Consider the following 16,932-nt stretch of genomic DNA (forward strand, 5'->3'; position numbering starts at 1 on the left):
GTGCAGGTGGTGGTGGTGCTGGCAGCGGCGAAGCTCCTGTTTTCCATTCCCTTCATGGGATCGCTGTCGCTCCTGCTCTCGGCGGTGCTGGTTTTCGTGCTGGCGCTGGTGCTGCTCGGCTACACGATTTCGACGATCGCGCGCACGCAGATGCAGGCGCTGCAGCTCACCTTCTTCTTCTTCCTGCCCTCGATCATGCTGTCGGGCTTCATGTTCCCCTATCGCGGCATGCCGGGCTGGGCGCAGATCCTTGGCGAGATCTTTCCGCTGACGCATTTCTTGCGCATCACCCGCGCCGTCATGCTGAAGAGCGCGGAACTGCCGGCTGTGGCGACCGAGATCGGCTGGCTGGTGGTGTTCGTGGCGTTGTTTGCCGGCGTTGCGCTGGTGCGGTTCCGGCGGACGCTGGATTGAGCGGCGACTGACCGATCAGGCCGCCGCCGCCATGATCTCCGCGTAGGTGCCGAAATCGACATTGCCGCCGGAAAGCACCACCGCCACGCATTTGCCGGCGAGATCGATCTCGCCGGACGCGAGCGCCGCGAGCGCAACGCAGCCGCCGGGCTCGACCACCAGCTTCAAGTACGCCATGGCGTCGCGCATGGCTTGCGCCGTGGCCTTGTCCGAGACGGCGATGGCGCCGGCGAGGTTTTTGCGGTTGATCTCGAAGGTGATGGCACCGGGCTCGGCGGTCAGGATCGCATCGCAAATAGAGGTGTGGCCGGGCTCATTCGAGACCCGGTCACCCTTGGCGAGCGAGCGGCGCGTGTCGTCGAAATGCTCCGGCTCGACCGCCCAGACTTGCGTCTGTGCCGAGGCGTCCTTCACCGCGACGGAAATGCCGCTCGACAGACCCCCGCCGCCGCAGGGCACGACAATTGCGTCCAGGCTGACGCCCAGCGCCTTCGCTTGGCGCACCAGCTCCAGCCCGATGGTGCCCTGGCCGGCAATGATGGCCGGATCGTCGAAGGGCGGCACCAGCGCCATGCCCTTCTCGATATAGGGGCGAACGATGGTCATGCGGTCGTCCTTGAAGCGGTCGAAAGGCACCACCTCGGCGCCCATCTTGCGCACATTGCCGACCTTGAGCGCCGGCGCGTCCGCGGGCATGGCAATGACCGCCCTGACGCCGAACATGGCGGCCGAAGCGGCGACACCCTGCGCGTGATTGCCGGACGAAAAGGCGACGACGCCGCGGCTGCGCTCTTCTTCGCTTAAGCACGACAATTTGTTGTAGGCGCCGCGGATCTTGAAGGAACCGGTGCGCTGCAGCGTCTCCGGCTTGAACAGGATGCGGCCGCCATAGCGCTTGTTGAGCTCCGGCGATTCGATCAGCGGCGTTTCGACGATCAGCCCGGAAAGCCTGGCGGCAGCGACGTGGATGTCGGAGATGCCGGGGAGGGCGGTCATGGTGGGCCTCGTGAGAATGATGCACATATGCTGCACGGAAAATGCCGCGGCGCGCCAACGAAAAAATGTGATGGAGACAATATTGGCGATGATAGCGTCGACGGCCGTCACCTTCGTCAGTCTCAGGCGGAGCAAGGAGCGAGGCGACGCGGGAATCCATGTCGGCACCTTCGCGATGCGGGCAGCCGAAGCAGAACGGACACTCTTCGCAGGGTCCTCCAGAGCGCGCTCTCGCTTCTGCATTCCGTGATAGCGCTCGCGACATGATCCTCGGGTCAAGCCCGAGGATGACGAAGCGAAGGGCGGCCGCTGCTCACCCCAGCAGCGCGCGCGTCCGCTTCTTGCCGCCGAGCTTGCGCCAGCTGTTGAAACGATGCGTGGCGGCAGCAAAAGAGATCTTCATCTGCTGGGCGACCGTGTAGCGCGACTTGCCGTCGTCGAACATGCGGTAGCAGCATTCGACGCCTTCCTCGGTCAGCTTGCCGTCCAGCGTCTTGTTGTGCGGATTGGCGGGGTCGAATTTTTCGGCCTGCTGCTCGACCAGGCCTTTGAGCCGCTGCAGGTCGGCCTCGATGCTGGCGATGAGATCGAGAACCGGCTTTGGATCGAATGCGTGCGGGGGCTTCTTGTCCGTCATCCCGTGTTTCCTTCGTTTTTGGCTAATGCGTTCCATATAGGTGAACATTCGGCAATAATGAAGGGTGCGAGCGGAAAGCTGGATCGACGAATTCTGCCTGTCCCGCGGCGTTCGCGATTGACCCTCGGCAAACGATTCCCTAGTTTAGAATCGTTCTAAACTAGGGTGATTTTCTCATGCTTTCCCGTGTTTTCGGCTTTGGCCGCCGCTCCTTCGATTCGCTGTCGGAGCAGGAAATCCTGGCGCTGGCGATTTCGTCGGAGGAGGACGACGGACGCATCTACCGGGCCTATGCCGACGGGCTGGCACAAGAGTTTCCACAATCGGCCAAGGTGTTCGAGGCCATGGCGGAGGAGGAAGACGGCCACCGCGATTCCCTCATCGAGCTTCACCGCAAGCGCTTCGGCGAGCGCATCCCGCTGATCCGGCGCGAGCATGTGCGAGGCTACTACGAACGCAAGCCCGACTGGCTGGTGCGGCCGCTCGGCATCGAGCATGTGCGCCGTCAGGCCGAGGACATGGAGCGGCAGGCTTATCGCTTCTATGTCGAGGCGGCCAAGCGCACCACCGATGCGTCGACCCGGAAGCTGCTCGACGAATTGGCGGCGGCGGAACTCGGCCACGAGAACTCCGCGCATGAACTCGAACAGGAGCACGTCCCGGGCGAGGTAAAGGAGGAGGAAGCGACAACCGAGCAGCGCCAGTTCATCCTCACCTATGTGCAGCCGGGGCTGGCCGGGCTGATGGACGGGTCGGTGTCGACCCTGGCGCCGATCTTCGCCGCCGCCTTCGCCACCCATGCAACCTTCCAGACCTTCCTCGTCGGCCTCGCCGCCTCGATCGGCGCCGGCATCTCGATGGGCTTCACCGAGGTGGCTTCCGACGACGGCAAACTTTCGGGGCGCGGCTCGCCGGTGAAGCGGGGGCTCACCGTCGGCATCATGACGACGCTGGGGGGACTCGGCCACGCGCTGCCCTATCTCATTCCCTATTTCTGGACGGCAACGATCGTTGCCGCGATTGTCGTGTTCTTCGAACTGTGGGCGATCGCCTTCATCCAGAACCGCTACATGCAGACGCCGTTCTGGCGCGCCGCCTTCCAGGTGGTGCTGGGCGGCGCGCTGGTGTTCGGAGCGGGTGTGCTGATCGGCAATGCGTGAGGGCCGACCCACCTTCTCCCCTTGCGGGAGAAGGTGTCGCCGAAGGCGACGGATGAGGGGTGTTCCAGGGAACGCCGACGTCTCACTCCGCTGGAACACCCCTCAACCGTCTCGGCGCTGCGCGCCGATCCACCTTCTCCCACAAGGGGAGAAGGGAGAGCCGCGTTTCACCCATTCACTATGCGGCTGTCTTCGGGCGCTTCAGCCCTTTCATTTAGCCCGTAATCGCGCACCACATGGGCGATGCGCAGACGATAGCCGGCAAAGATGCCGCCACGGCCGGCCTTCTGCGCCTGCCGGTGCTCCTCGGTGTTGCGCCAGGCCTTGACGGCTTCCTCGTCGCGCCAGAAGGACAGCGAGAGCACGCGCCTCGGATCGGTCAGGCTCTGGAAGCGCTCGACCGAGATGAAGCCATCGATGCCGTCGAGCAGGGGCTTGAGCTCGGCGGCGATGCCAAGATAGGCGTCACGTTTTCCCTCCGCCGGCTCGACTTCGAAGATGACGGCGATCATGCCTCTATCCCTTCTTTGACCGTTACGTCGGTGCGAAAGACCTGCCTCGGGCCATGCGGTGCCGAGACCAGTTTCAGGAAGATCCGGTCTTCCTTGAGAATGAATTTCTCGCGCCGCGCGAACTCATAGTTTGCCTTGCCGGCCGGGTCGGCGGCAAGCCGCGCGCGATAGGCTTCGTAGGCCGCGAGGTTCTCGATGTTGTAGGCCGCGTAAGCCGTGGTGGCCGAACCCTCATGCGGCGCGAAATAGCCGATCAGCTCGGCGCCGCAACGCGGAATGGCCTGACCCCAGGCGCGCGCATATTGCTCGAACGCGGCCTTGCCGAAAGGGTCGATCTCGTAGCGGATGAAGCAGGTGACGGTCATTTCGGTCTCCTCGTCGATTGGCTTACTGGGTCGGTGGGCTTGCTGGCGGCGACGGTTCGACCACGGTCGAAACATCGCTTCACCGGCTGTGCTAGACGTTCTGGTGTCAGCAGCGTTTGCCGAGCTCCTTGAGCTCGCCTGAGAATAGTGCTTCCCTCACGGGAATGCTTCGATGAGGATCGAACTATGCGTGAAGGACCCGATATCGCCCGCATCGCCAGCCTGGTCGGCGACCCGGCCCGCGCCAACATGCTCAACGCGCTGATGGGCGGCACGGCGCTGACCGCGTCGGAGCTGGCGCTTGAAGCCGGCGTGTCGCTGCCCACCGCGTCCTCGCATCTGTCCAAGCTGATGGACGGCGGGTTGCTGACGCTGGCGAGCCAGGGCCGGCATCGCTACTACGGCCTTGCCGGCCCGCAGGTGGCGGGCATGCTCGAGGCGATCATCGGCGTCGCCGAGGCGGTCGGCCCGAAGCGGGTGCGGCCCGGCCCGCGCGACGCGGCCATGCGCGTGGCGCGGGTGTGCTACGACCATCTTGCCGGCGAGCAGGCGGTGGCGATGCTCGACCGTCTGGTCGACCGGAAGCTGCTGCTGCGCCAGGAGAACGAGATCAGGCTGTCGCCGTCAGCCATTTCGCATTTCGCCGCGCTCGGCATCGAGATCGACAGCAAAGCGAAGCGGCCGATCTGCCGCGCCTGCCTCGACTGGAGCGTGCGGCGCTCGCATCTGGCCGGCGCGCTGGGCGCCGCCATCCTCGACAAGGTCATCGTCGAAAAATGGGCGCGGCGCGACAAGGACAGCCGCGCCGTGGTGTTCTCGCCGAAGGGCAAGCAGGAGTTCGAGAGGGTATTTCTGGCGTGACGGACTGGCCGGCTCGGCTGTTGGCTAAGCCCGCTTGAGCGGTTTGCCCAGCTTGAAGAAATCCGCCCACGGATCGGCCTTCTTCAGCTGCTTTAGCGTCGTGGCGTCGCCGAGCGGAAACGCATTGGGCGGCAGGCCCTTCTCGATCTCCGGCCAGGTCACCGGCATCGACACCGTCGCGCCCTTCTTGGCGCGCGAGGAATAGGGCGCGACCGTGGTCGCGCCGCGGCCGTTGCGCAGATAGTCGACGAAGATCTTGCCGGTGCGCGCCTTCTTCGACAGCGTCGCCGTGTAGCGGTCGGGCGCGGCCTGCTCCAGGGCGCGGGCGAAATCATGGGCGAAGTCCTTCACCTCGTCCCATTCGGCGGAGGGCTTGAGCGGCACCAGCACGTGATAGCCCTTGCCGCCAGACGTCTTGACCAGCGTCGGCAGCGACAGGTCGTTCAGCTTGGCTCGGATATCGAGGGCGGCGGCACGCACCGCCTCGACCCCGATGCCCTCGTCCGGATCGAGGTCGAAGATGATCTGGTCCGGCTTTTCCAGTTCGTCGACGGTCGAGCCCCAGATATGAACCTCGACGACGCCGTATTGGACAAGGGCTGCAAGCCCGTCGAAATCCCTGATGAACAAGATCTCCTCGCCGTCGGTCGGATTGTTCATCCTGGCGATCTTGTCGCTCATGCCCGGTGAGGCATGTTTTTGGAAGAAGCGCTGGCCATGGATGCCGTCGGGCGCCCGCACAAGGCTGAGCGGCCGGTTGACGACGAATGACTCAATTCGCGGCCAGACCAGGGCGTAGTGATCGAGGAGATCCTGCTTGGAGACCTTTTCGTCGGGCCACAGCAGCTTGTCGGGATGCGACAGCTTCACCGAGGTCTTCGCCGTTCCGGCCGAGGTTTTTGTCTCGGTCCTGCCGCTGCTCGCCTTTGCTCCGCTTTTTGTCTTGCCGTCGGCTTGCTTCGGCTTTTCCTGCACCACGTCCTCCGCCGGCTTGTCCTCGCGCAGCCCCTGGAACGAGGCGTGGCGGATTATATGGTCGGATGTCCAGCTGCGGAACTCCACTTCGCCGACAAGCTCGGGTTTGACCCAGACGAGGCCCTTGCCCTTCGGCACGGCGGCAGAAAAAGGCGACTTCGTCGTCTTGAGGCTGTCGAGTTTTTTCTTAAGGTCCGCAGCCACCTTGCCGGAAAAGCCTGTGCCGACGCGGCCGGCATAGTTGAGCTTGCCGCCTTCATGATAGCCGACCAGCAGCGAGCGCAGGCCGCGCCCGGTCTTGTCCGAGGGCAAGTAGCCGCCGATGACGAATTCCTGGCGCAGCGTGCACTTCGACTTGATCCAGGTGAGGCCGCGGCCGCTGCGATAGGGCGCGTCGGCACGTTTCGACACCACGCCTTCGAGACCCATGCGGCAGACATGCTGCAGCATGACGCTGCCTGGTTCCGCAAAATGATCGCTGAAGCGGACGGCGGATTGCTCCGACCGCTCGCCGAGCAGTTCGGCCAGCGCCTGCTTGCGCTCGACCAGCGGCTCGCGGCGAAGGTCCTCGCCATTGAGCCGCATCAGGTCGAAGACGTAGTAGATGAAGCGGTCGGTGCGGCCGGCCGAGAGATCCGCCTGCAGCATGGCGAAGGAGGACACGCCGCTGTCGGCCAACACGACGATCTCGCCGTCGATGATGGCGTCGCGGCATTTCAGTCCGGCAAGCTCGGCCACGACCGGACCTTCGAACTTCTTCGTCCAGTCAAGGCCGGTGCGGGTCAGCAGCCGGACATCGCTGCCGGCGATCTGCGCCTGCATGCGGTAGCCGTCGAACTTCACCTCATGCACCCATTCCTCGCCGGAAGGCGCATTCTTTTCGAGCGTCGCCAGCTGCGGCTCGACGAATTCGAGGCGTGGGGATTTTGCCTTGCCTGCAGCCGGCTTGTTGGAATGCCAGACCCTTGGTTTGGCGCCCTTGGCCGTCTTGCCTTCGCCGATCTCCTCGATGGTCAAGCCCGACTTTACCGATTGCGGCGCCTCTACAAGTATGTCTTCACCAGGGCGGGCGGCGGCGTCATTGGATTTGATCAGCAGCCAGTTGTCGCGCTTTTCGCGCGGGCGCGGCTTCAGCCTGACCAGATGCCAGCGACCGTTGAGCTTCTGGCCTTCGAGCTCGAAGTCGATATGGCCCTTCTTCATGCCCTTGGCCGGGTCGCCGTCGGGGATCCACCGGCCTTCGTCCCAGACGAGGACGGAACCGCCGCCATATTCGCCCTTCGGAATGGTGCCCTCGAAAGACGCATAGTCGATCGGGTGGTCCTCGACATGCACCGCCAGCCGCCTCTCGTGCGGGTCGAGACTCGGTCCGCGCGTGACCGCCCAGCTCCACAACACGCCATCATGCTCGAGCCGAAAGTCATAGTGGAGCCGCGTCGCGGCATGCTTCTGGACAACGAAGATGCCGCCGGCGTCGGTCTTCTTGCTGGGCGCGAGCTGGCCGGCCGGCTCCGAGGTTTTCCGGAAATCGCGCTTGGCGTGGTATTGCTCGAGGCCGGCCATGACATCGTGCTCCTATGCGGATCTGCGCCTGGACGTAGACGCCACGGCGACCTCCCTGGCAGGCGGGTGCCATCGCAACGGCCAAGGCTCCGCTTCGGTTCCGGGCAGGCGAAAGGCCGGCGGCTGTCCGCCGGCCTTTCGGGCTCACAACTAGCTATTCGGCAGCCTGGAGGTTGACCTTGCTTTCCGCGATCTCGGTGAGCTTGCGATCTGTCGCCTCTTCTTCCTTGAGGTTCTTGGCCAGCACATTGGCGCAGTCGCTGCGGCCGAGCTGCTTGGCCCAGGCGATCAGCGTGCCGTAGCGCGTTATCTCGTAATGCTCGACGGCCTGAGCCGAGGCGATCAGCGCGGCATCGAGGACCTCCTTGTCCTCCACGTCGCCGCTCACGTCGTCAGCCTCCTCGAGGATGCCGTCGATGGCGGGGCAGTTGACGGTCTTGGCCTTGACGCCATGCAGCTCGAATACCTGCTCGACCCGTTCGATGTGGCCTTTGGTCTGCGCGAGATGCTTCTCGAAACCGGCTTTCAATTGCGAATCCGTCGCCTTGTCGATCATCTTCGGCAGCGATTTCTCGATCTGTTTTTCGGCATAATAGATGTCGCGCAGCGTGTGGACGAAGAGGTCGTCCAGCGTCTTGATGTCCTTCGAAAAGAAACCCATGGCGGTTGCCTTCCATGTCTGGTGTTGTCCGGAAGTTGCGCGGCCGGTCCGCCGCCAACGCGGCCGGGTTCGGCCCCGGCCTTGATCGATCAACGTCACCGCGCAGGGCAGGTTCCTGCCGGCGGACGACGCCGCACGGAAATTTCAAGCCACCTTCGATGCGTGAAACAGAAGCGCGCCCAAGCGACATAGAGACGAAACATATGTGATGCAAAAGTCACACGAGCCGGAAACGCGACAAAAGGCGTGGAAACACCGCGAATCAGCCGCATTCCGGCCACGATGCAACGCGTTTCGGACCAGAAATTAACATGGCGTTCACCGACTATTCACGCCTCGAGGCTATGATCCCCGCAATTCGGAAGGGACATCCGAAAACGGGACAGGGACAGGGAAAATGAACTTCTGGAACCACATCGCCGGCTATGCCGCCGCCATCCGCGAATTCGTCGCGCCGACCTATCGGCCCGAGCGCTATTACATGCGCGGCCCGGGCCCGGCCTGCGCACGCCGCGGCAACTCGCTCGGCATCGGCACGCACTGACCACGATGCTCGACAGCCGCCACAACAGCCGGATCTGCAAGCCGGTCGCCGACACCCGCGCCACGACCTATCGTGACGAGCGCCCCGCCGTCATCGACGGCAGGCGTGCGACAACGCCGCGACTTTGACGCCGCCGCCGGCTGGCTTAGTGTCCCCCTAGCTTAGTGCCTAGGGGCACAAGCAGCCGGGGCCGACATGACCGACCTGTCCGAACAGAAACGTCCCCTTCTCCCAGGCCAAGCTTACGATGCCCGCCAGCCGCTGCTCGTGTTCGACGGCGTCTGTGTGTTCTGCTCGGGCTTCGTCCAGATCGTCCTCAAGATCGACCGCAAGAAACGCTTCCGCTTGGCCACCGCGCAATCGCCGCTCGGCGAGGCGCTGTTTCGTGAGCACGGCCTGCCGACCGAGGATTACGACAGCAACCTCGCCATCATCGACGGCGCCGCCTTCACGAAGCTCGACAGTTTCGTCGCCGTCATGGCGGCGCTCGGCTGGCCGTGGCGCGCCGCGAGATTGCTGCTCGTCCTGCCGCGGCCGCTGCGCGACTGGCTGTACGACCGCATCGCCAAGAACCGCTGTGCGCTGTTCGGCCGCAAACACAGCTGCGAGATCCCCTCCGCCGAGCTGCGACAGCGGCTGATCAGTTGAGATCGGAGGGTCGGATGAAGCTTCTGATTGTCCGCGGTTACGGCACCTTCGGCGGACGCATCGTGCAGTTGCTGGAGAGCGAGCCGCGTCTGACCTTGCTCGTCGCCGGCCGCTCGCTCGCCAAGGCCGAGGCCTATTGCAAAGGACGAGGCGGCACCAAGTCCAGGCTCGTGCCGATCGCGACGCGGATTTCATCGCGGCTGGCTCGAACCCGCGCAGGCTTCGAGCACGACCGAATCCCCGGCCGTCCCGCCAAGTTCCAGGCAACTCGTGACCGTGCACAAGGTCCAGCCTTCCCCGGTTGCGCCGGATGCGGCGAGCACCAGACGCGGCTGTGATCGGACCCTGGGAGCATAGACCCACCATCCGTCCCGCAGCACCGAACCTTCCGGCGGCTCCATGCCGGCGCCGGAGCCCTTGACGCGCGCTTCGACGACGCGCAGACCTGCCGGCGTCACCTTCCAGTCCTCTTGCCAGCGCGTCCGTTCCACCGAATGCGTCCAGGACAAGGTAAAGGCGGCAACGGCAAGCGTCACCGTCTTGCCGGCTGCGAGGATGCACAGGCTCATGCAGGGCCGGCCGCGGATGCCTGGCGCGCGCGCCAGCAGTGCCAGCCGATCCAGAGCAGCGCCAGCGCCCAGCCGGTTTCGTCGGTGAGCGGCAGCGCCGCCACCAGCAGCACGCCGGCGGCGAAGGCGACCAAGCGCTCCCACCAGGCCATGCAGCGAGCGAGGAAGCCGACGGCGGCGGCGCCCCAGAGCACGATGCCCATGCAGGCTTTGGCGACGACGTAGGCGACCTCGACCGGATAGCCGAACGAAGCCGCGATCGGGCCTGCATCCTGCAGCATCAGCGCCGGCGTGTAGACGGCCATGAACGGCACGACGAAGCCGGCGATGGCGAGCTTGGTCGCCTGAATGCCGATCTTCAGCCCGCTTTCCCTGGCCATGGGCGCCGCGGCGAAAGCGGCGAGCGCCACCGGTGGGGTGAGATCAGCCATGATGCCGAAATAGAAGACGAACATGTGGCTGACGATGAGCGGCACGCCGAGCGACAGCAGCGCCGGGCCGGCGAGCGAGGAGGTGATGATGTAGTTGGGGATGGTGGGGATGCCCATGCCGAGCACCAGGCAGGTGAGCATGGTGAGCAGCAGCGACAGGAACAGATTGTTCTCGCCGATGGAGATGATCCAGCCGATGAAGGTCGAAGCGATGCCGGTCAGCGTCAGCGTGCCGATGACGATGCCGACGATGGCGCAGGCGATGCCGACCGGCAGCGCGTTCTTCGCCCCTTCGGCAAGCGATTCGACGCAGATGCGCAGCGTCTCGCGACCGCCCTTGAAAGTGACGCAGGCGACAATGAGCGCCGCGATGACGAGGCCGAGGATGTTGACGCCGAAGCGCATGAAGGAGGCGGCGGCAAGGCCGAGCGCCAGCCAGAAGACGACGCGGAAGGCGAACGGTCCGATCAGCGCCGCCAGCGGCGTGCCGAGGATCAGCACGATGGTCAGCGCCAGGCCCATGGTGCCGGCGAAGATCGGCGTATAGCCGGCGAAGAGCAGGTAAACCAGCACGGCAAGCGGCAGCACCAGCGGCCAGTGCTGCCGCACCGCATCCCAGGGATTGGGCAGCTCAGCCTTGGCCATGCCGTGCAGGCCGGCCTTGCCCGCCTCCAGATGCACCTGCCAGAAACAGGCGCCGAAATAGAGCAGCGCCGGAATGATCGCCGCCTTCACCACCTCGGCGTAGGGGACGTTCAGCGTCTCGGCCATGATGAAGGCGACCGCGCCCATCACCGGCGGCATGATCTGGCCGCCCATCGAGGACGTTGCCTCGACGGCGCCGGCGAAGGCCGAGCGGAAGCCGAAGCGCTTCATCAGCGGAATGGTGAACTGGCCGCTCGCCACGACATTGGCGACGCCCGAACCGGAGATGGTGCCCATCAGCGCCGAGGAGAGCACGCAGACCTGGGCCGGACCGCCGCGCCAGGAGCCGACCAGGCCAAGCGCGAAATCGTTGAACAGCGCGATCATGCCGGCGCGTTCGAGGAAGGCGGCGAAGACGACGAAGATGAAGATGTAAGCCGCCGAGACATAGACCGGCGTGCCGTATATGCCTTCGGTGCCGAAGGCGAAGGTGTCGACGAGCTGGGCGAAATCGTAGCCGCGATGGATGAAGGGCGGCGGCAGGTGATTGCCGACGAAGCAATAGGCGAGGAAGATGAAGGCGATCACCGCCAGCGGCAGCCCCATCAGCCGCCTTGCCGCTTCGAAGACGAGCACCACCAGCAGCGTGCCGACGATCAGGTCCGGCGTGGTGAGGAAGCCGGAGCGGCGGATGAGGTCGGCGTAGAAGACCCAGTTGTAGAGGCCGGTGGCGAAGCCGAGCGCGCCGAGCGCCCAGAACGCGGTCTTCGCCGCTACGCCGGTGGCGCGCAGGTTGGCGATCAGGCCGAAGCCGAGCAGCAGCAGGAAGCCGACATGCATGGCGCGTACCACCTGGCTGGGCAGGCTGCCATAGGCGGCGATGTAGATCTGGAAAACGGAGAAGGCGACGGCAATCAGGAAGGCCGCCTCGCCAGCGATGCCGCCGCCGAAGCCCGGCGGCAGGCCTTCGACCTGTTCTTCGGCGACAGGGAGATGAAAAGTGGTCGAATTGCCGTCGGTCGTTGTTCCAGACGTTGCTTTGCTCATCCGACGCGCTCCATAGCAGACTGCCGCGCCATCCTCGCTTACTTGATCAGCCCTTTTTCCTTGTAGTATTTCTCCGCGCCGGGATGCAGCGGCACCGGCATGCCGTCCAGCGCCTTGGCCGGATCGATCGCCTTGGCGGCGGCATGGGCGGCGGCGAGCTGGTCGAGATGCTCGAACATCAGCTTGGTCATCTGATAGGCGGTCTCGTCGGAAACATCGGCCCGGGTGACAAGGAAATTGCCGACCGCGGCGGTGGCGACATCCTCGGTCTGGCCCTCATAGGTGCCGTTGGGAATGATCACCGAAAGATAGGGCGAGCCGATCTTGGCGACGTCCTCGGCCGGCACGGCGACGACGTTGATCGGCACCGAAGTTGCGAGATCGCGGATCGAGGCGACGCCCAGGCCCGCCGATTGCAGCGTGGCGTCGAGCTGCCGGTTCTTGATCAACTCGACCGACTCTGCGAATGGCAGGTACTCGACCCGTCCAAGATCCTCATATTTCAGCCCGGCGGCAGCGAAGATGGCGCGGGCGTTGAGCTCGGTGCCGGAGGCGGGCGCGCCGACCGACAGGCTCTTGCCCTTGAGGTCGGCGAGGGTCTTGATGCCGGACTCCTTGCTGGCGACGATCTGAATATAGTTCGGATAGATGGCGGCTATGCCGCGCAGCTTGTCGAGCTTGCCGGGGAAGCCGGCTTCGGTGTTGCCTTCGGCGGCGAGCTTGACGGAATCGCCGAGCGCGAAGGCGATCTCGCCCTTGCCCTGCTGCAGCAGGTTGAGGTTCTCGACCGATGCCTTGGTTGCCTGCACCTGGGTGCGGGCGCCTTCGATGCCCTTGCCGTAGATTTCCGACAGCGCGACGCCGAGGGGATAGTAGACGCCCGACGTGCCGCCGGTCAGCACGGTGATGAATTCCTGTGCCCCGGCCGACATGGCGCCGAGGCCGAGCGACAATGCCAAAGCGCCGGCGGCAACAAATTTCGTCCTGAAATCGAGCATTTTGTTTCCTCCTCCTGATGGTCGCGCCGCGCCGCCTCTGCCGGCGCGAACCTGGGAGTTTAGACAGGAGACGCCAAATGCCAACCCGCAATTGCAGCCATTAGACGAACGATCGAGGGGTGGCGAAAGCGTCGGCTTGCGCTCGATTGCTTTGGAGGCGAAAGATTTTCGCGGCGCCTGTCGAAATCGGCCGTGGCCGCACGACATAGGTCGGCCCGCGACGACGCGGCCTTCGAGAAAACGGAGAAGACCATGCGATACATGCTTTTGATCTACAATGACGAAGCGGCAATGGCGAATGCGCCGCGCGACAAGACCGAACAGACGCTTGCCGCCTACAGTGCCTATACCGAAGCCTTGAAGAAGTCCGGCGCGTACCTCGCCGGCGAAAGGCTGCGTCCGACCCAGGCGGCCACTTCGATACGGCTCGCCGACGGCAAGACCAATGTGCTCGACGGTCCCTATGCCGACACAAAGGAACAGCTTGCCGGCTTCTACATGATCGAAGCGACCGACATCGACACCGCTATGGAATGGGGCGCGCGCTGCCCGGCAGCCAGCACCGGCACGGTCGAGGTGCGGCCGATCTGGGAAATGACCGACTACCGGTCCTAGCAATATGGACAAGCGCCCGGAGACGGCGCGGGCGGCGGCCGAGGCGGCCGCCCGGCAGAGCTACGGCAAGCTGGTTGCCTATCTCGCTGCTCGCATGCGCGACGTTGCCGGCGCCGAGGACGCGTTGGCCGACGCGTTCGCCGCCGCACTGGAGCGCTGGCCGAAGAGCGGCGTGCCCGAAAAGCCGGAGGCCTGGCTGCTGGCTGTGGCGCGCCGCCGCGACGTCGACGCCGTGCGGCGGCGGCTGACCGGCGAGGCGGCCCGCGGCCACCTGCAGCTGATTGCCGAAGAGGCGGAGGCGCGCATGACGCACGAGGATTTGCCCGACGAGCGGCTGAGGCTGATGTTTGCCTGCGCACATCCGGCGATCGAGGCCAGCGTACGCGCGCCGCTGATCCTGCAGACCGTGCTTGGCTTCGACGCCGCAACCATCGCCTCGGCCTTTCTGGTCTCGCCGACGACGATGGGCCAGCGCCTGGTGCGCGCCAAGAGCCGCATCCGCGAGGCCGCCATCCCCTTCCGGGTACCGGAGCGGGCCGAGCTCGGCGAGCGGCTCGATGCGGTGCTGGAAGCGATTTACGCCACATTCGCCGAGGGCTGGTCGGATCCGGCCGGCACCGAGACGCGCCGACGCAACCTGGCTACGGAAGGCATCTGGCTCGGCCGGCTGGTCGCGTCGCTGATCCCGGATGAGCCGGAAACGCTCGGGCTCCTGGCGCTGATGCTTTTCGCCGACGCGCGGCGCACGGCGCGGCGCAGTCCCGACGGCGACTTCGTGCCGCTGGCTGAGCAGGACGTGGCGCTTTGGGACGACAAGCTGATCGACGAGGCGGAAGCGCTGCTCAGGCGCGCCGCGATCAGGCGAACCATCGGCCGCTACCAATTGGAGGCTGCGGTCCAGTCGGCGCACACGGCAAGGCGGCGGAGCGGCCGCACCGACTGGACCGCGATCCGCCAGCTTTACGACGCGCTGATGGCGATTGCCGGCTCGCCGGTGGTGGCGATCAACCGCGCTGTCGCGATCGCCGAAGCCGAGGGCGCAGCCGAGGGTCTTGCCGCGCTCGACGAGATCGGCGGCGACAAGCGGGTTGGCGAGTACCAGCCTTATTGGGCGGCGCGGGCCGAGCTCTTAGCCAGGCTCGGCAGGACGGCCGAGGCCGCCGAGGCTTATGGCCGGGCGATCGGCCTCGAGCGCGATCCGGCCTTGCGCCATTTCCTGCAGGCCGAGCGGGGGAAGCTGGTCCGCAACTGAGGCGAGACGGCGGTTCCAGCAACTAGTCCTGCGGCCACATCTCATGAGAAAGGTTCAGTTTCCGCATGATCGCATGCTGGCGCAACTTGCCCCACAGCCGTTCGATGTTCGGCCAGGCCACGCGAGCGCTCTTGGTGTCGGGATGCCAGGCCACCAGCATCACGAGATAGATGTCGACCAGCGAAAGTTCCTCACCGGCCAGCCACTCACGGCCGGCGAGCGCGCTATCGAGAATGGCAAAGCCGCGATCCATTTCCGCGATAGCCGCCTCCTTGACCACCTGCACGCTATCGGCGTCGGCCGTGTAGCGGTGGGGGTAATAGAGCCTCAGGATCGCGGGATAGAGCGCCGACGACATGAAGGCCATCCAGCGCAGGAAATCGGCGCGCGCCGGCGAGCCCGCTTGCGGCGCCAGATGCGCTTCTGGATGACGCTCGGCGAGCAGGATGCAGATCGCCGCCGATTCGGTCATCGACCGGCCGTCCGGCAGTGTCAGCGCCGGCACCTGGTTCAGCGGGCTGATGGCGAGGAAAGCCGGATCGGGCGGATCCTTCTTCGGCACGTCGATCTGCCGGAAAGGCGCGCCGGCCATAGCCAAGGCCGCCTCGACGACGAAGCCGCCGCTGCCGGGACGCGTGTAAAGCTTGTACATAAAATCCTCCCGCCGGCCGATTCGAGGCCGGCGGCGATTTGAACCGGAAGCGGCGCCTTCCTCAAGCCGGGCTCCGCTTGCCACAGACGCTTTTTGAGCGATCCAGCTTGCATCTTGCCGGGAGCGCCGCTGTCCGCAAGCTCCTGCGATTGGCTGTGGCGTTCCCGACTTCGTCATCCGCGGGCGGAGCAAGGAGCGAAGCGACGCGCGCAGACCCGAGGATCAATCCCGTGACGTCTCCACGTCACAAGCGTTGCGGATCTTTCTGCCGAGGAGGAACAGCGGCTCCGTTAATATCGGATAAGACAGGTGGTATCCATTCTGGACCGTGGCATTTCCCGGCCATTCTTCGAGGTATGAGCGCCTACGCCCCCAGCCCGTCGAACAGGATTGTCGAGAGATAGCGCTCGGCGAAGGACGGAATGACGACGACGAGGTTCTTGTCCTTGTTTTCCGGCCGCGAGCCGACGACGATCGCCGCCTGCAGCGCGGCACCCGACGAGATGCCGACCGGCACGCCTTCGAGGCGGGCGACGAGGCGCGCATTGGCGACCGAATCCTCGTTCGAGACCCTGACGATCTCATCATAGATCGTCGTGTCGAGGATCTTGGGCGCGAAGCCGGCGCCGATGCCTTGAATCTTGTGCGGGCCGGGCTGGCCGCCGGAGAGCACCGGCGAGGCTTCCGGCTCGACTGCCACCACATGCAGCGAAGGCTTGCGCTTCTTCAGCACCTGGCCGACGCCGGTGATGGTGCCGCCGGTGCCGATGCCGGCCACGAAGATGTCGACCTCGCCATTGGTGTCGTTCCAGACCTCCTCCGCCGTGGTGCGGCGGTGGATTTCCGGATTGGCCGGGTTCTCGAACTGCTGCGGGATGATGGCGTTGGGCAGCGTCGCGGCAAGCTCGTCGGCCTTGGCGATGGCGCCCTTCATGCCTTTCGGGCCTTCGGTGAGCACCAATTCGGCACCGAGCAGCGCCAGCATCTTGCGACGTTCGACCGACATTGTCTCCGGCATGGTGAGGATCAGCTTGTAACCCTTGGCGGCGGCGGCGAAGGCCAGCGCGATGCCGGTGTTGCCGGAGGTCGGCTCGATCAGCGTGGTCTTGCCCGGCGCGATCTTGCCGGCCTCCTCCAGCGCCTCGATCATCGAGACACCGATGCGGTCCTTGACCGAGGCGATCGGGTTGAAGAATTCGAGCTTGGCCAGCACGTTGGCGACGATGCCCTTCTCCTTGGCGAACTTATCCAGCCGCACCAGCGGCGTGTCCCCAATCGTCTCGGTGATCGAGTTGAAGATGCGGCCGCGGCCGGGGACACGCGCGGAGGTGACGGGCTTGTTCATTGGTTTCGCTCCCAAGGCAAAGGCATAGGCAAACAGAATAAG

Annotated in this window: 18 protein-coding genes; 7 read left to right on the plus strand and 11 right to left on the minus strand. The window is 65.1% G+C overall.

The features are described 5' to 3' along the window. Positions 1-414: ABC transporter permease (locus EOA79_RS11320; RefSeq protein WP_164893846.1), on the plus strand; the 414-nt coding region annotated here is incomplete at its 5' end. Between the two features lie 15 nt (positions 415-429). Here EOA79_RS11320 and EOA79_RS11325 read toward each other — a convergent pair. Together EOA79_RS11325 and EOA79_RS11330 are read right to left on the minus strand one after the other, a co-directional pair. Beyond that, positions 430-1,410 (minus strand): threonine/serine dehydratase, encoded by a 981-nt coding sequence (locus EOA79_RS11325; protein WP_095825199.1) that lies wholly within the window; start codon positions 1,408-1,410, stop codon positions 430-432. A 313-nt stretch (positions 1,411-1,723) separates the two neighbouring features. Continuing rightward, positions 1,724-2,047, minus strand: a complete 324-nt coding sequence (locus tag EOA79_RS11330; protein ID WP_067003166.1) for a hypothetical protein — start codon at positions 2,045-2,047, stop codon at positions 1,724-1,726. Positions 2,048-2,223: 176 nt separating this feature from the next. On the opposite strand from EOA79_RS11330, the gene mbfA reads away from it, so the two are divergent. Next, the gene (mbfA, locus tag EOA79_RS11335) at positions 2,224-3,207 is read left to right on the plus strand and encodes an iron exporter MbfA (RefSeq protein ID WP_067003167.1); all 984 of its coding nucleotides are present in this window, start codon (positions 2,224-2,226) and stop codon (positions 3,205-3,207) included. A 167-nt stretch (positions 3,208-3,374) separates the two neighbouring features. Here the strand turns inward: mbfA and EOA79_RS11345 are convergent, their stop codons facing one another. Next, the gene (locus tag EOA79_RS11345; protein ID WP_067003170.1) at positions 3,375-3,719 is read right to left on the minus strand and encodes an antibiotic biosynthesis monooxygenase; all 345 of its coding nucleotides are present in this window, start codon (positions 3,717-3,719) and stop codon (positions 3,375-3,377) included. Continuing rightward, a complete protein-coding gene (locus EOA79_RS11350) occupies positions 3,716-4,084 on the minus strand; it encodes an NIPSNAP family protein (RefSeq protein ID WP_067003171.1) in 369 nt (122 codons plus the stop codon). The genes EOA79_RS11345 and EOA79_RS11350 overlap by 4 nt, the downstream gene beginning before the upstream one ends. Positions 4,085-4,270: 186 nt before the next feature. On the opposite strand from EOA79_RS11350, the gene EOA79_RS11355 reads away from it, so the two are divergent. Then, on the plus strand, positions 4,271-4,945 hold the full coding sequence (locus EOA79_RS11355; protein WP_067323441.1) for a winged helix-turn-helix domain-containing protein: 675 nt from the start codon (positions 4,271-4,273) through the stop codon (positions 4,943-4,945). 24 nt (positions 4,946-4,969) lie between these two features. Here EOA79_RS11355 and ligD read toward each other — a convergent pair whose 3' ends face one another. Then, a complete protein-coding gene (gene ligD, locus EOA79_RS11360) occupies positions 4,970-7,483 on the minus strand; it encodes a DNA ligase D (RefSeq protein WP_128293019.1) in 2,514 nt (837 codons plus the stop codon). Between the two features lie 154 nt (positions 7,484-7,637). After that, positions 7,638-8,144 (minus strand): ferritin-like domain-containing protein, encoded by a 507-nt coding sequence (locus tag EOA79_RS11365; RefSeq protein ID WP_067003177.1) that lies wholly within the window; start codon positions 8,142-8,144, stop codon positions 7,638-7,640. 397 nt (positions 8,145-8,541) lie between these two features. Between EOA79_RS11365 and EOA79_RS11370 the strand changes: the two genes are divergently transcribed. Both EOA79_RS11370 and EOA79_RS11375 read left to right on the plus strand, forming a co-directional pair. Next, positions 8,542-8,688, plus strand: coding sequence for a hypothetical protein (locus EOA79_RS11370; RefSeq protein ID WP_082980733.1), 147 nt, complete (start codon positions 8,542-8,544; stop codon positions 8,686-8,688). 195 nt (positions 8,689-8,883) lie between these two features. Beyond that, positions 8,884-9,336 (plus strand): DCC1-like thiol-disulfide oxidoreductase family protein, encoded by a 453-nt coding sequence (locus EOA79_RS11375; protein ID WP_095825070.1) that lies wholly within the window; start codon positions 8,884-8,886, stop codon positions 9,334-9,336. Positions 9,337-9,527: 191 nt separating this feature from the next. Here EOA79_RS11375 and EOA79_RS11380 read toward each other — a convergent pair whose 3' ends face one another. From EOA79_RS11380 to EOA79_RS11390, 3 genes are read right to left on the minus strand one after another with little or no spacing between them, the layout of a single operon-like run. Then, positions 9,528-9,905 carry a DUF1850 domain-containing protein gene (locus tag EOA79_RS11380; protein ID WP_095825071.1) on the minus strand — a complete coding sequence of 126 codons (378 nt, stop codon included), beginning with the start codon at positions 9,903-9,905 and terminating at the stop codon, positions 9,528-9,530. Then, positions 9,902-12,028, minus strand: coding sequence for a TRAP transporter permease (locus EOA79_RS11385; RefSeq protein WP_095825072.1), 2,127 nt, complete (start codon positions 12,026-12,028; stop codon positions 9,902-9,904). Before EOA79_RS11385 ends, EOA79_RS11380 begins: the two co-directional genes overlap by 4 nt. Before the next feature lie 38 nt (positions 12,029-12,066). After that, positions 12,067-13,026: a TAXI family TRAP transporter solute-binding subunit gene (locus tag EOA79_RS11390; protein ID WP_127335343.1), complete on the minus strand. Its 960-nt coding sequence runs from the start codon at positions 13,024-13,026 to the stop codon at positions 12,067-12,069. Positions 13,027-13,278: 252 nt separating this feature from the next. Here EOA79_RS11390 and EOA79_RS11395 point away from each other — a divergent pair, with 252 nt between their 5' ends. Further along, positions 13,279-13,641 (plus strand): YciI family protein, encoded by a 363-nt coding sequence (locus EOA79_RS11395; RefSeq protein ID WP_095825200.1) that lies wholly within the window; start codon positions 13,279-13,281, stop codon positions 13,639-13,641. A gap of 4 nt (positions 13,642-13,645) precedes the next feature. Then, a complete protein-coding gene (locus EOA79_RS11400) occupies positions 13,646-14,893 on the plus strand; it encodes a DUF6596 domain-containing protein (protein WP_095825073.1) in 1,248 nt (415 codons plus the stop codon). 22 nt (positions 14,894-14,915) lie between these two features. On the opposite strand, the gene EOA79_RS11405 is transcribed toward EOA79_RS11400, so the two are convergent. Both EOA79_RS11405 and cysK read right to left on the minus strand, forming a co-directional pair. Then, a complete protein-coding gene (locus EOA79_RS11405) occupies positions 14,916-15,545 on the minus strand; it encodes a glutathione S-transferase family protein (RefSeq protein ID WP_127241324.1) in 630 nt (209 codons plus the stop codon). A 364-nt stretch (positions 15,546-15,909) separates the two neighbouring features. Further along, positions 15,910-16,890: a cysteine synthase A gene (cysK, locus tag EOA79_RS11410; RefSeq protein WP_095825075.1), complete on the minus strand. Its 981-nt coding sequence runs from the start codon at positions 16,888-16,890 to the stop codon at positions 15,910-15,912. Positions 16,891-16,932: the final 42 nt, after the last annotated feature.

The sequence above is a fragment of the Mesorhizobium sp. M1A.F.Ca.IN.020.03.2.1 genome, from assembly GCF_004023205.1.
Taxonomy (GTDB): domain Bacteria; phylum Pseudomonadota; class Alphaproteobacteria; order Rhizobiales; family Rhizobiaceae; genus Mesorhizobium.